This window comes from Pseudomonas sp. NPDC087804 (assembly GCF_044742965.1).
Lineage (GTDB): Bacteria > Pseudomonadota > Gammaproteobacteria > Pseudomonadales > Pseudomonadaceae > Aquipseudomonas > Aquipseudomonas rustica.
In genome coordinates this window covers 35,942-49,160 of sequence record NZ_JBIUVN010000015.1, presented here as the reverse complement: position 1 = coordinate 49,160, position 13,219 = coordinate 35,942, and the positions used below count along the sequence as shown (strand labels likewise).

Sequence of the window (13,219 nt, the reverse complement as noted above, 5' to 3'; positions counted from 1 at the left end):
GATCGCAGCCTGCGGCAGCTCCTACATTTGTCCTGTGTAGGAGCTGCCGCAGGCTGCGATCTTTTGATCTTAATCCACCAACATCCGCCGCAACTCAACACAATCTTTAGCATGCCAATCCGCCAACTCCGGCCACGGGTTATCCGGCAAATTCACCAACACCGTCCGCGCCCCTGCCGCTCTTCCGCAATCCAGATCAAAGCGATAATCACCGACCATCACCATCTCGCTGGCCGGCACGTCCCACGCGTCTGCCAGTTTCAGCAAACCACCCGGGTGCGGCTTAGGCGGCGCTTCGTCGCGACCCAACACATCGTCCACCGCAAAGCAGTCAGCCAAACCAATCGCCTCCAGCGTCACATGCGCCAATTCCCGCGCGTTGCGGGTCAGAATGCCGAGGCGATAACCGCGCGCATGCAGATCACGCACCAGCTCAACCGCGCCGGTCGCCGGAGTCGAACCCAGCGCCAGATCGCGCTCATGTTCCAACAACCACGCATGTTTCGCCGCCGCTTCATCCGCCGGCAACGCCGCAAGATGCGTGAGGATGTCGTCCTCCGGCGGAATCTCCAGCGCCACGCGAATCGCCGCAAAATCATGCACGGCCACGGTCAGCGTGCCGTCCATGTCGAACACCCAGTGCTTCACATCTTTCAGGCTCATGCCCAATCCTTGCGATGACGAATCAAGCCTTCCTGCGTCACCGAAGCGACCAATTGGCCGGCGCGGTTGTACACGCTGCCACGGGAGAAACCACGGGAATTGCCGGCCCACGGGCTGTCCATCGCGTAGAGCAGCCAGTCATCGGCACGCAGATCATTGTGGAACCACAGCGCGTGATCGAGGCTGGCGACCTGCATGTCTTTCTGCCAAACCGATTTGCCGTGGGGCAGCATCGAAGTGGTCAGCAGACCGAAGTCGGACGCGTAGGCCAGCAAGTATTTGTGCAGCGCCGGAATATCGGCCAACGCACCGTCAGCACGGAACCACACGTACTTCACCGGATCGGCCGGTTGCGGGTTGTACGGGTCTTTTTCGGTGACCGGGCGCACTTCGATCGGTTTCGGGCACAGCAGCTTTTCACGCATGTGCTCGGGGATCAGTTGCGCACGTTGCTGGAACAATTCCAGTTCCGACGGCAAATTTTCCGGGCCGACCACAACCGGCATCTGGCTCTGGTGTTGAAAACCTTCTTCGTCGTACTGAAACGACGCGCTGCAGGTGAAAATCGGATGGCCCTTCTGGATCGCGGTCACCCGGCGCGTACTGAAACTGCCGCCGTCACGCACGCGATCAACCGAATACACCACCGGCAACTTGGCGTCGCCCGGACGCAGGAAATAACCGTGCATCGAATGCACGTGACGCGCTTCTTCAACCGTCTGACTGGCCGCCGACAACGACTGACCGAGCACCTGACCACCGAACAACTGACGGAAACCCAAGTCCTGGCTGCGGCCACGGAAGAGGTTTTCTTCGATCGGTTCCAGGGTCAGCAGGTCGACCAGATCTTCCAACACTTGGCTCATTCAGACTCTCCTCACACAAAGCAATGCCGTGCAGTCTTGGCTGCGACGGTCGATTCAGGTTCTGGCGCGAGCCACTATCGCGCCATTGTAAACGTCTGTGTCTGCTTATCCATGCAAGGTTTCCAGCCACTGCTCCCGCGTGATGCGGTACAGCACGTGGCGGCGCAGCGGGTGATCGACGGCGAGCTTGGGGTGATCGAAATCATCGTCAGGGGCGTGATGCATGCCAATCGCCTGCATGACTTTCTCCGACGGCAGATTGATTTGCGCGGTGAACGAGACGATTTCTTTCAGGGCCATCCGGTCAAAGCCGCAGCGCAGAGCCGTCCACGCTGCTTCGCTGGCATAGCCCAGCCCCCAATGTTCCTTGGCCAGACGCCAGCCGATTTCTACCGCCGGAGTAAACGGCGCGTCGAAACCAACCACGCCGAGCCCGGTGAAACCGATAAATTCGCCGCTGTCCTTGCGCTCCAGCGCCCACAGGCCGAAACCGTGTTCGGCAAAATGCCCGCGAATCCGCCCGATCAGCGAGGCGCTTTCCAGTCGGCTCAACGCTGCCGGAAAATAACGCATGACCTGAGGATCGGCACACATCGCCGCAAATGCCGGCAAATCTTCGTCCTGCCACTGGCGCATCAACAAGCGTGCGCTTTGCAGTTCCAGTATCGGCTCCATCGTGCCCCTCCGTTTCCATGCCGCAAGTCTACATCGCTGGTAGGATCCTTCACTCTTTCCAACATTTCCTACATGAATACGCCATGCCACTGCCGCTGATCTACCACGAAGACTACAGCCCCGAGTTTCCGGCGGATCACCGCTTTCCGATGGACAAGTTCCGTTTGCTGCGCGATCACCTGGTCGACAGCGGGCTGACCCGCGATGCCGACCTGCTGCGCCCGGACATCTGCCCCAACGATATCCTCGCCCTCGCCCATGACCGTGCGTATATCGAACGCTACATGAGCGGCGAGTTGTCCCGCGAAGACCAACGGCGTCTCGGCCTGCCGTGGAACGACGCCTTGGCGCGACGCACGGTGCGCGCGGTTGGCGGTTCGATTCTGGCGGCGGAAAAAGCCCTGGAGCATGGTCTGGCTTGTCATCTGGCTGGCGGCACACATCACGCGCATTACGATTACCCGGCAGGTTTCTGCATCTTCAATGACCTGGCGATCATCAGCCATTACCTGCTGCAAAGTGGCCGGGTGAATCGCGTGCTGATCTTCGATTGCGACGTGCATCAGGGCGACGGCACGGCACGGATTCTTCACGACACGCCGGAGGCGATTACCGTCTCACTGCACTGCGAGAAGAATTTTCCTGCACGCAAAGCGGAAAGTGACTGGGACATACCGCTGCCGAAAGGCATGGGCGATGCCGATTATTTGAAGGTGGTCGATGACACGCTCAACTATTTGCTGCCGCTGTATCAACCGGATCTGGTGCTGTACGACGCCGGTGTCGACGTGCACAAGGACGACGCCCTCGGCTATCTACAACTGACGGATGAAGGCGTCGCCGCCCGTGATGAAAGTGTGATGCGCCATTGCCTGGGCCGCGACATTCCGGTGATGGGCGTGATTGGCGGCGGCTACAGCAAGGATCGCCACGCCCTCGCCCGCCGCCACGGCATCCTCCATCACAGCGCGCAGCGGGTCTGGCAGTCACACGGTTGTCATTGAGCTGTGCTGCGTTACCCACAATCGCTGTGGAACTGCCTGTGGATAAGCTGAGTGAAAGGGCCTACAGCCCATACCGCCCAAGGCCTACAGAACACTGGTTGTTTTTTAACCACCACAACCTTGTAGGAGCAGAGCTTGCTCGCGAAAGCGGTCTCTCATTCAATATTGTCGGTGGCTGACACACCGCTTTCGCGAGCAAGCTCAGCTCCTACAAGGGATCTGCGCTGTTAGAATGCGCGCCTTATCCCGCCATACCGCAGCGCACGCCATGACCCAGAATTCCGCCTCCTCCCCCGCTCACGTCGCCATCATCGGCGGTGGCCCCGCCGGCCTGATGGCCGCCGAAGTGCTGAGCCAGGCCGGAATCCGCGTCGATCTCTACGACGGCATGCCCTCGGTGGGCCGCAAATTCCTGCTCGCCGGCGTCGGCGGCATGAACATTACCCACTCCGAAGCCTACCCGGCGTTCCTCTCGCGCTACGCCGAACGCGCACCGCAAATCGCCCCGCTGCTGCGCGGCTTCGACGCCGACGCGTTGTGCACATGGATTCATGATCTGGGTATCGAAACCTTTATCGGCAGCTCCGGCCGCGTGTTCCCCACCGACATGAAAGCCGCGCCACTACTTCGCGCCTGGCTCAAACGCCTGCGCGACAGCGGCGTGGTTATCCACACCCGCCATCGCTGGCTCGGTTGGGATGAACACGGTGCGCTGCGCATCGACAGCCCCGAAGGCGAAATCACCGTCAACCCCGACGCTACCCTGCTCGCCCTCGGCGGCGGCAGCTGGTCGCGCCTCGGTTCCGATGGGGCGTGGATGCTGGCGCTGGAGCAACGCGGTGTAGGACTGGCGCCGTTGCAGCCGAGTAATTGTGGCTTTGAGGTGCAGGCCTGGAGCGAATTGATGGTCAGCAAATTCGCCGGCGCGCCGCTGAAAAATATCGCCATTGGTTTGAACGACGACATTCCGCGCTTGGGCGAATGCGTGATCACCGCGACCGGGATTGAAGGCAGTCTGATTTATGCGCTGTCGGCGCCGATTCGTGAGGCGATCAATCAATACGGCGCGGCGGTTATCCACATCGATCTGCTGCCCGGCCGACCTGTGGATAAATTGCAGGCGGCATTGAGCAAACCACGCGGCTCGCGCTCGATGGCCAAGCATCTGCACAGTCAGGTCGGAATTGATGGGGTGAAAGCGGCGTTGCTGCGGGAGCTGACGGATGCGGCGACGTTCGCTGATCCGGCGTTGTTGGCGCGGGCGATCAAGGCGTTGCCGCTGACGCTGGTGAAAACGCGGCCGTTGGACGAAGCGATCAGCAGTGCGGGGGGCGTGACGTTTGAAGCGATGGATGAGCGTTTGATGCTCAAGGCGTTGCCGGGGGTGTTCTGCGCGGGGGAGATGCTCGATTGGGAGGCGCCGACGGGGGGCTATTTGCTGACAGGCTGTTTTGCCAGCGGGCGAGCGGCGGGGTTGGGGATACTGCAATGGCTCAAACACCCCCTACCTCTGTAGGAGCTGACGAGTGAAACGAGGCTGCGATCTTTTGATCTTCAAAAGCAAGATCAAAAGATCGCAGCGTGCCGCAGCTCCTACAGGAGTTACGGTTTACGCTTACGCGGCCCAGTGTTAAACACCGGCACCTTGCGCACAGGCTTGACCGAAGGCTCCGGCGCCTGCGTCTCGCCGCTGTCCACCCACTTGCCCAGATTACGTTTGCCGCCACCACCCGAAGCTTTCGGCTTCTTCGGTTTCTTCGGCTTCTTGATCACCTGACCGCTGGCATCGGTGTCCGGCACACGGTGTTCAGGCTCAAAATCCGGCTCGTTCTGACGCTTCAAGGTCTGGCGCGTGAGCATTTCAATCGCCGACAACATGTTCACTTCATCCGCGCACACCAGCGAGATCGCCTCACCGGTCGCACCTGCACGGCCAGTCCGGCCGATACGGTGAATATAATCCTCAGCCACGATCGGCAGATCGAAGTTGATCACCAACGGCAGATCTTCAATATCCAGACCACGGGCAGCAACGTCGGTCGCGACCAGAATCTGCACTTCACTGAGTTTGAAACGATCCAGTGCACGCTGACGGGTCGCCTGCGGCTTGTCGCCGTGGATACCGTCGGCATTCACACCCAAGCCCTGGAGTTTTTCCACCAGCGCATCGACGCCGTTGCGGGTTTTGGCGAACACCAGCACCTGCTTCCACTTGTTCTTGCGCATCAGGTGCACGAACAGTTCGGCCTTGCGCTTCTTGTCGACCGTGACGATCCACTGCTTGACGGTGTTGGCGGCGACATTGCGCGGGCTGACTTCCACGGTCAGCGGATCATCGAGCATCTGCCCGGCGAGCAGGCGGATGTCGTCGGAGAAAGTCGCGGAGAACAGCAGCGTCTGACGCTTCTTCGGCAGTGCGCGGTAGATGTTCGACAGTTCTTCGGAGAAACCGAGGTCGAGCATGCGATCGGCTTCGTCGAGCACCAGGGTTTGCAGCTGATTGAATTTCAGCGCCTTCTGACGGAACAGGTCGAGCAGACGGCCCGGTGTCGCCACCAGCAGGTCAACACCGCCGCGCAGCTTCATCATTTGCGGGTTGATGCTGACGCCGCCGTACACCGCGTAGGTGCGCAGCGGCAGGTTTTCGGCGTACTGGCGCACGGCTTCGTGAACTTGTTCGGCCAACTCGCGGGTCGGCACCAGAATCAGGGCGCGCACCGAATTGGCGGCGACTTTCGGCCCTTCCATGGCCAGTAACTGCAACAGTGGCAAGGCGAAACCGGCGGTTTTGCCGGTGCCGGTCTGGGCCGCTGCCATCAGGTCACGACCGGCCAGCACGGCCGGAATGGCTTGCGCCTGAACCGGCGTCGGGGTCTGGTAGCCGAGCTTCTCGAGGGAGCGCAGCAAGGGTTCGATCAGGCCAAGGGTGGCGAAAGTCATGGAAGTACCGTAGGAAAAAATAACGCAGGCATGCAATGCCGCGCAGTTTACCCTAATTCGTACGCGTTTCTGTGGGAACGGCTGTCGGCGCCACGACTGGCGGCTGCACCGGACGACGCCACTGCGGCAGACCAATCAGCACCACGGCGCTGATGATCACCAGCATCGCCAGCGCTTCTTCGATGCCGATGGTCTCGCCGACAAACACGATCCCGAGCAACACCGCCACCGCCGGGTTGACGTAGGCATAACTGGTCGCCGCCGCCGGGCGCACGTGCTTGAGCAGGTACATATAAGAATTGAAGGCGATGATCGAGCCGAAGAAGATCAAGTACGCCAGCGCCAGCCAGCCTTCCATCGGCGGCACGGCTTGCAGGCGTTCACCGGTCATCGCGCTACCGATCAGCAGCACCACGCCGCCGACCAGCATCTCCACCGCACTGGCCATTGCGCCCGCTGGCAACGGCAAATGTCTGCTCCACACCGAACCGAACGCCCAGGTCGCCGCCGCAAAAATCAGCAACGCCGCGCCCAGTGGACTCGATTGCAGGTTGGAGCCCATGTTGAGCATGGCGATGCCGATAATCCCCAACGCGACCCCGGCCCATTCCAGACGCGTATTGCGTGCGCCCCAGAAATAACCAAACAGCAACGTGAACAACGGCACCGTCGCCACCGCCAATGCCGCCACGCCCGAAGCCACACCGGTGTGTTCGGCCACACTCACCGCGCCGTTACCGAAACTGAGCAACAAAATCCCGATGATCCCCGCCGCTTTCCACTGCGCCCAGGTCGGCGCCGGCGCCCCACGCCAACGCAGGAATGCGTACATCAATGTGCCGGCAATCACGAAGCGCACACCGCCAAGCATCAACGGCGGCCAGTATTCAACGCCGATGCGGATCACCAGATAGGTCGATCCCCAAATCACGTACAGCGCAAAAAACGCGGCGATCAGCGGTAGGGAAAAACGGCGCAGGGCAGGCATGAGCAGCTCGACAGTCAGAGTCTTGGGATTGGATATTCTAGAAAGGCTGGCGGGCAAAAATAAGTTACAAAACCAGCGAAACACGCCAGTACACTTTTCAGAAGCCGACACCGAATCAATGTGGGAGCGGGCTTGCTCGCGAATGCGGTGGGTCAGTCACAAAAAAGTTTAATGACACACCGCATTCGCGAGCAAGCCCGCTCCCACAGGGGTTGCGTGTTGGGGTCGGGGTCAGCGGTAGCGCAGCAGGTGTTCGCTGACTTTCGCGGCGGGGACTTTCTGCAGTTTGCACAGCAGGTCGTGCGATAGCTCGCGCACGCCATGCTTGCCGCGCAATTCTTCAGCCAGATGCGCCATCAGGTTGGCCGCCATCTCGGCATCGGCCATCGCCCGGTGAGCCTGGCCGGTGTGCGGCAGGCGCGCGAAGGTGGTGAGCGTGCCGAGCTTGTGATTCGGCGCTGCCGGCATCAAGCGACGGGCCAAGAGCAACGAGCAGGCAAAATTCTGCAACCGCGTGCGCTTGATTCGCCCCAGTTCGAAGTCCCAGAACTTCTGGTCGAACGAGGCGTTGTGCGCCACCAGCGGCGTGCAGCCGACAAACTCGTTGACCTCGTTCATCACCTGTTCGGCCGGCGGCGCGGTGCGCAGCATGGCGTTGCTGATGCCGGTCAGTTGTTCGATGAACGCGGGGACGCGCACGCCGGCGTTCATCAGGCTCTGGTAACGCTCGACGATGCGGCCGTTTTCCAGCATGACCACGGCGATTTCCGTGGCGCGACAGCTGCTGTTCGGCGAGAGGCCGGTGGTTTCAAAGTCGATGACTGCAATGCGTTCCAAACCGGGTTCAACTCCGTTCAAATCAATTCTTGAGCAACAGTGCGCCTTCGATCGGCACGTAGCGGCTGGCAGCGCGGATCAGCGAGTTGGCGGTCAGGCCGGGCACGCCATAGGCGACCGCTTGCACGCCGTGTTTGCTGATGATGCGTTCGAGCAGCATGTCGAAATCGCCGTCACCCGAGGCCAGGACGATTTCGTCGACGTGGTCGGCGGCGTCCATGATGTCGAGGGTGATGCCGACGTCCCAGTCGCCTTTGGCCGAGCCGTCGCTGCGCTGGATGTAGGGCTTGAGCTTCACGGTGAAGCCGAGGTTGCGCAGGATCTGCTGGAACTGCTGCTGCTTGCTGTCGCCACGGTCGATCGCGTAGGCGTAGGCCTCGACGATCTGCCCGTCCTTGCTGATATCGGCCCACAGCGCGGCATAGTTGAAATGGCAACCATAGGCCTGACGCACGGTGTAGTAGAGGTTCTGCACGTCGGCGAACACTGCGATTTTTTTCACCGGAGTTCCTGTGGGCGCGCAAGCGCACGAAGCGGGATCAGGCGCGTGGCCCGAAAAAGGCGCTCAGTATGCCAGCCAAGAGGAAGGTTCAGCGAATAATCACCGGCAGGCGCCGAGGTGCTGCTGACGAGTGGTGAATGTGGTGAGGGGATTTTTCCCCGATGGGCTGTGGAGCGGCCCCAGTTTTTTGGGACTGCTCCGCAGCCCATCGGGGATAAATCCCCTCACCACAGGTTTGGTGTCAAATCTGAGAAATGTAGGTGTCAGACGAAGGAATCGTCGTCATCGAAGAACGATGAGCTGTCGTCGCTGCTGTAATCAGTGTCGGTGAATCCGCCCTGATCGTTGCCGGCCATGCGCTGATCATCGCCCCAGCCACTGTTGCTCTGGTCGGCCACCTGCGCCGGCTCTTCCTTGATCACTTCAACGATTTCTTCCGGCTGCTGGTTGTGGTGGAACAGGCTGCTGATGCCTTGCGCCAGCATCACGCCACCCGCCACACCGGCGGCGGTTTTCATGGCGCCGCCGAGGAAGCTGCTGCCGGCCGCCGGGGCCGCTTGTTGCGCGTAGTTTGGTGGTGCACCGACATTCTGTTGTGGCGCGGGCGCTGCATAATTCTGCTGCGGTGCCGGTTCGCGCCAGCCGCCAGTCGACGATGGGGCTGCACTCTGGGTCGGAGTCGGACGCGAGCTGCCACCGAAAATACTCGAAAGAAAACCACCGCCACCGCTCGAAGCTGGCGCAGCACTCTGCGCCTTGGCCGATTGCAATTCAGCCTGCAAACGCTGGACTTGCTGGGTCAGTTGCTTGTTCTGCTCATCAAGGCTCTTCAGCGCAGCCTCTTGCACCAGAATCGCCTGGGTCATGAAATAACCTGCCGCCGGTTGGCGTGTCAGGTGTTCCTTGATCCGCGTCTCGGCCTGGGCGTCGCGCGGGGCTGCCTCCGTTTCGGCCTGTTGCAGCCGGGAAAACAGTCCATCGATCAGGGTTTGCTCTTCGCTGTTCATGGCGACCTCGTAGATTGCCGGGGATAACGTTGCCCTCGTCCACGACGGACAAGGTGCTCTCCCGTAATGGAGACAGTGACAGGATGTTTCAACGACCTTTACCGAATGTTTACGTTTGTGTCGCCCCGCGCCGCATCGGTTAAAGTGAGCCACTGTTTTCGACCTGCGATACCGACTGATGAATGCCTTCGAAGTGCTGCGCGACTCCCTGTATTTCTTCAAACGCCATTTGGCCAGCATCGTGCAGCTGTGCCTGCCGTTGGTGATCTTCGAAGCGCTGCTGCAACAAGTGGTCGATCACAATACCGATCCGGACAGTTTTTCCTCGGTCAGCGTGGTCGTCGGCCTGCTGGTTTATCCGCTGTACACCGCAGCCCTGATTCTGTTCCTCGATGCGCGCACCCGTGGCGAGTCGCCGCGCACCCTGGATCTGCTGGCGATGTCGGCACGTCTGTGGCCGCGTTTCGCCCTGCTCACGGCACTCAACACCTTGCTGATCCTGCTCGGCCTGTCGCTGTATTTCCTGCCGGGCCTGATGTTGATGGTGATGCTCGCGTTCGGCGAGTACCTGCTGGTGCTGCGCGGCCTCGGCCCGTTGCAGGCGATGAAGGAAAGTCTGCGCCTGACCCGTGGGCACTTCTGGCGGATTCTGTTGTGCATTCTCTGTGTCATGACGCCGCTGTGGCTGCTCAAAGGCGCGACGCTGGCGGTGTATCCGGAGCCGCAGAACCCGGCGATCGCCGTGTTGATCGACAGCGCTCACAGCTTCCTGCAACTGTTCACCAGTGTGGTCTTGTTCCGGCTTTTCATGCTGATCAGCGAATCGCCTGACAAAAGTGACAGAGCGGTCTGACACGGCAGCCCTTGGGCTTCGCGCCTGCCGTCAGGTATGCTCGGGGCAACTTTCTGTAACGCTATAAGCCGAGCCATGACCCGCCTACTGCGCTACACCGTTGCGCTTGCCCTGCTCGTCCTCGTCCTTGTCGGCGGGCTGATCTACAGCCTGACCTGGCGCCCCGACGCCCGCGAAACCTTGCCGGTCAGTTGCACCGGAACGCCGCCGACGCTGGTGCCGGGCCAAGCCTTGAAGGTCATGACCTGGAACGTGCAATACCTGGCCGGCAAGCGTTACGTGTTCTGGAATGATCTGGCGCAAGGCAATGATGAAGCGCCGACCACGGAAGACATGGCCTTCAGCCTCGACGAAGTGGCGCGGGTGATTCGCGACGAGCAACCCGATGTGGTGCTGTTGCAGGAACTCGATGATGGCGCCAAGGCCAGCGACTATCAGAACCAGCTCAAGCTGTTGCAGGAGCGCGTCGCCGACCTGTACCCGTGCAGCGCCCATGCCTTTGACTGGAAGGCCGATTTCGTCCCCGATCCGCACATCTTCGGCAGCGTTGGCCGGCAACTGGCGACCCTGAGCCGCTACCGCATCGAACACGCCGAACGCCTGCAACTGCCGGTGGCCCCGGCCAATTTCATCAGCCGTCAGTTTCAACCGAAAGATGCCTTGCTCGCGACCAAACTGCCGCTCAGCGATGGCGGGCAACTGACGGTATTCAATACCCATCTGGAACGCGCCAGCCAACCGGACGACACCTTGCAGGCGCAGGTGACAGCGATGACCAAGGTGCTCGACAAGTACGAAAGTCAGGGTTTGCCGTGGGTCATCGGCGGCGACTTCAATCTGTTGCCGCTCGGACAATACCGGCGCCTGCCCGCCGAGCAACGCACGCCCTACTCCGCCGACAGCGAACTGCATCTGCTGTGGGACAAGTACCCGATGATCCCGAACAACAACGAAGCCAGCGGCATCGACCGCGCGCAGTGGCTGACCCACTACCCCAACGACCCTGGCCTCAGAGGCCCGGATCGCACGGTCGATTACCTGTTCTACAGCCCGAAAATCAAACGGGTGGAAGCGACGGTGCGGCAGGACGACACGTTGCGCATCTCCGATCACCTACCAGTAATCGCCCGCTTCCTGCTCCCCGCCACTCCATAACCACCACATTCCCGTGTAGGAGCTGCCGCAGGCTGCGATCTTTTGATCTTCAAAAACAACATCAAAAGATCGCAGCCTGCGGCAGCTCCTACACGGGATCAGTGCACTTCTTCGAGGTCGTCATGCAGCAACCCGAAGATCTGCCGTTTCATGTCGATAAACGAGCGCTCCATCACCATGTCCAGTGAACGCGGGCGTTCGATCGGCACGTCGAGAATCTGTTTGATCCGCCCCGGTTTCGCGCCCATCACATAGACCCGATCACCCAGCAAAATCGCCTCATCGATGTCATGGGTGACGAACAACACAGTCTTCTTCGTGTTGCCCCAGACCCGCAGCAACAACTGCTGCATCTGCAAGCGCGTCTGGCTGTCCAGCGCACCAAACGGTTCGTCCATCAACAGAATCTGCGGATCATTGGCCAGCGCGCGAGCAATCGCCACGCGCTGCATCATCCCGCCTGACAGCTGTTTGGCGTAGTTGTCGGCGAACCCGGCAAGACCGACTTCGTTGACGTAGTAATCAACAATCTCCTTGCGCCGCGCCGCCGGCATGCCGCGACGTTTCAATCCGAACTCGACGTTCTGCCGCACCGTCAGCCACGGGAACAGCGTGTAACTCTGAAAGACCATCCCACGATCGGCGCCCGGCCCCTGCACTTGCTGGCCGCCAACATAGATTTCGCCGGAGGTCGGTTCGGCCAGGCCTGCGGTCAAATACAGCAGGCTGGATTTACCGCAACCCGATGGCCCGACCAGCACCGCAAACTGCTGATCCGGCACTTCAAACGAGACCTCTTCCAGCGCGGTAAATGTGCCGCCGTCAGGCTTCTTGTAACGCAGGCTGACCTTGTCCACCTGCAAACGCGGTGCGGCTTGCGCAGGGGTGGCAACGGGTTCGATAAAACGATGATTGGCAGCAGTCACTGAGCCCATGCGGCAACCCTCAGTCGGAGAAAACGGAACAGTTGATCGGTGACCAGACCGAGCAGGCCGATGATCGCGATGGCGAGGAAAATCACGTCCACCTGAAAACCGCGCATGGCTTTCAGGCTCAAGTAACCCAAACCGCTGGACGCAGCGACCAGTTCAGCCACCACCAGATACGTCCAGGCCCAACCCATGGTCACGCGCAAAGTGTCGAGCACGCCCGGCACCGAGGCCGGGGCGATCACATGCAACACCGCATCGCGGCGGCTGGAGCCCAAGGTGTAGGACGCGTTGATCAGATCCTTGGAAATGCCCTTCGACACATCAGCGATCATCACCAGTTGCTGAAAGAACACGCCGAAGATAATCACCGAAACCCGCTGCTCCAGACCGATGCCGATCCACAAAATAAACAGCGGCACGAACGAGGTCACCGGCAGGTAACGAATGAAGTTCACCAGCGGCTCAAGGAATGCCTGGACGATGCGGAAGCTGCCCATCAGCAACCCCAACGGCACTGCCACCAGCGACGAGACGATGAAGCCGACCATCACCACTTCGACACTGGCCCACACATGTGTGCCGAGCGTGCCATCGCGGCTCAGGCGCACGGCGGCTTCAACCACCGCGCCCGGTGTCGGCAAAAACATTCCCGGCACGATGCCGCCATAAGAAAGTCCGGCCCATAGACCGACCAACAACACCCAGGCCAGAGCGCTGGCGCTCCACACCACTTGCACCGGCAATGCGGTTTTCGGCGTGAGGCTGCGGCTCAGCCACGAATTGCGCTTGAACATTGC

At 60.7% G+C, this 13,219-nt stretch carries 14 protein-coding genes; 4 read left to right on the top strand and 10 right to left on the bottom strand.

Going from position 1 to position 13,219, the window contains the following annotated elements; genetic code table 11:
* Positions 1–69: 69 nt before the first annotated feature.
* From ACIOMO_RS18430 to ACIOMO_RS18420, 3 genes are all read right to left on the bottom strand, one after another.
* Positions 70–663, bottom strand: coding sequence for an HAD family hydrolase (locus ACIOMO_RS18430; RefSeq protein WP_401242671.1), 594 nt, complete (start codon positions 661–663; stop codon positions 70–72).
* Entirely contained in the window at positions 660–1,529 is an 870-nt protein-coding gene (gene tesB / locus ACIOMO_RS18425; RefSeq protein ID WP_053124082.1) for an acyl-CoA thioesterase II, read from the bottom strand. The genes ACIOMO_RS18430 and tesB overlap by 4 nt, the downstream gene beginning before the upstream one ends.
* 105 nt (positions 1,530–1,634) lie before the next feature.
* The gene (locus ACIOMO_RS18420; RefSeq protein WP_053124084.1) at positions 1,635–2,204 is read right to left on the bottom strand and encodes a GNAT family N-acetyltransferase; all 570 of its coding nucleotides are present in this window, start codon (positions 2,202–2,204) and stop codon (positions 1,635–1,637) included.
* 83 nt (positions 2,205–2,287) lie between these two features.
* Here ACIOMO_RS18420 and ACIOMO_RS18415 point away from each other — a divergent pair, with 83 nt between their 5' ends.
* Both ACIOMO_RS18415 and ACIOMO_RS18410 read left to right on the top strand, forming a co-directional pair.
* Positions 2,288–3,208: a histone deacetylase gene (locus ACIOMO_RS18415; protein WP_212550832.1), complete on the top strand. Its 921-nt coding sequence runs from the start codon at positions 2,288–2,290 to the stop codon at positions 3,206–3,208.
* Positions 3,209–3,476: 268 nt separating this feature from the next.
* Entirely contained in the window at positions 3,477–4,724 is a 1,248-nt protein-coding gene (locus tag ACIOMO_RS18410) for a TIGR03862 family flavoprotein (RefSeq protein ID WP_401242667.1), read from the top strand.
* An 86-nt stretch (positions 4,725–4,810) separates the two neighbouring features.
* On the opposite strand, the gene ACIOMO_RS18405 is transcribed toward ACIOMO_RS18410, so the two are convergent.
* The 5 genes from ACIOMO_RS18405 to ACIOMO_RS18385 all read right to left on the bottom strand — a co-directional run bounded on the left by ACIOMO_RS18405 (position 4,811) and on the right by ACIOMO_RS18385 (position 9,482).
* Entirely contained in the window at positions 4,811–6,148 is a 1,338-nt protein-coding gene (locus ACIOMO_RS18405) for a DEAD/DEAH box helicase (protein WP_007909704.1), read from the bottom strand.
* Between the two features lie 52 nt (positions 6,149–6,200).
* Positions 6,201–7,136, bottom strand: coding sequence for a drug/metabolite exporter YedA (gene yedA / locus ACIOMO_RS18400; RefSeq protein ID WP_401242665.1), 936 nt, complete (start codon positions 7,134–7,136; stop codon positions 6,201–6,203).
* Positions 7,137–7,367: 231 nt separating this feature from the next.
* On the bottom strand, positions 7,368–7,973 hold the full coding sequence (locus tag ACIOMO_RS18395) for a PolC-type DNA polymerase III (RefSeq protein WP_401242662.1): 606 nt from the start codon (positions 7,971–7,973) through the stop codon (positions 7,368–7,370).
* Between the two features lie 22 nt (positions 7,974–7,995).
* Positions 7,996–8,475, bottom strand: a complete 480-nt coding sequence (locus tag ACIOMO_RS18390; RefSeq protein WP_007949802.1) for an NYN domain-containing protein — start codon at positions 8,473–8,475, stop codon at positions 7,996–7,998.
* A 263-nt stretch (positions 8,476–8,738) separates the two neighbouring features.
* Positions 8,739–9,482 (bottom strand): DUF2076 domain-containing protein, encoded by a 744-nt coding sequence (locus ACIOMO_RS18385; protein ID WP_401242660.1) that lies wholly within the window; start codon positions 9,480–9,482, stop codon positions 8,739–8,741.
* A 178-nt stretch (positions 9,483–9,660) separates the two neighbouring features.
* On the opposite strand from ACIOMO_RS18385, the gene ACIOMO_RS18380 reads away from it, so the two are divergent.
* Positions 9,661–10,335 carry a YciC family protein gene (locus tag ACIOMO_RS18380; protein WP_212545766.1) on the top strand — a complete coding sequence of 225 codons (675 nt, stop codon included), beginning with the start codon at positions 9,661–9,663 and terminating at the stop codon, positions 10,333–10,335.
* A gap of 75 nt (positions 10,336–10,410) precedes the next feature.
* Positions 10,411–11,490, top strand: coding sequence for an endonuclease/exonuclease/phosphatase family protein (locus ACIOMO_RS18375; RefSeq protein WP_401242658.1), 1,080 nt, complete (start codon positions 10,411–10,413; stop codon positions 11,488–11,490).
* Positions 11,491–11,588: 98 nt separating this feature from the next.
* Here ACIOMO_RS18375 and ACIOMO_RS18370 read toward each other — a convergent pair whose 3' ends face one another.
* Both ACIOMO_RS18370 and ACIOMO_RS18365 read right to left on the bottom strand, forming a co-directional pair.
* On the bottom strand, positions 11,589–12,425 hold the full coding sequence (locus tag ACIOMO_RS18370) for an ABC transporter ATP-binding protein (protein WP_158960125.1): 837 nt from the start codon (positions 12,423–12,425) through the stop codon (positions 11,589–11,591).
* On the bottom strand, positions 12,413–13,216 hold the full coding sequence (locus ACIOMO_RS18365) for an ABC transporter permease (protein WP_008081110.1): 804 nt from the start codon (positions 13,214–13,216) through the stop codon (positions 12,413–12,415). Before ACIOMO_RS18365 ends, ACIOMO_RS18370 begins: the two co-directional genes overlap by 13 nt.
* Positions 13,217–13,219 lie beyond the last annotated feature (3 nt).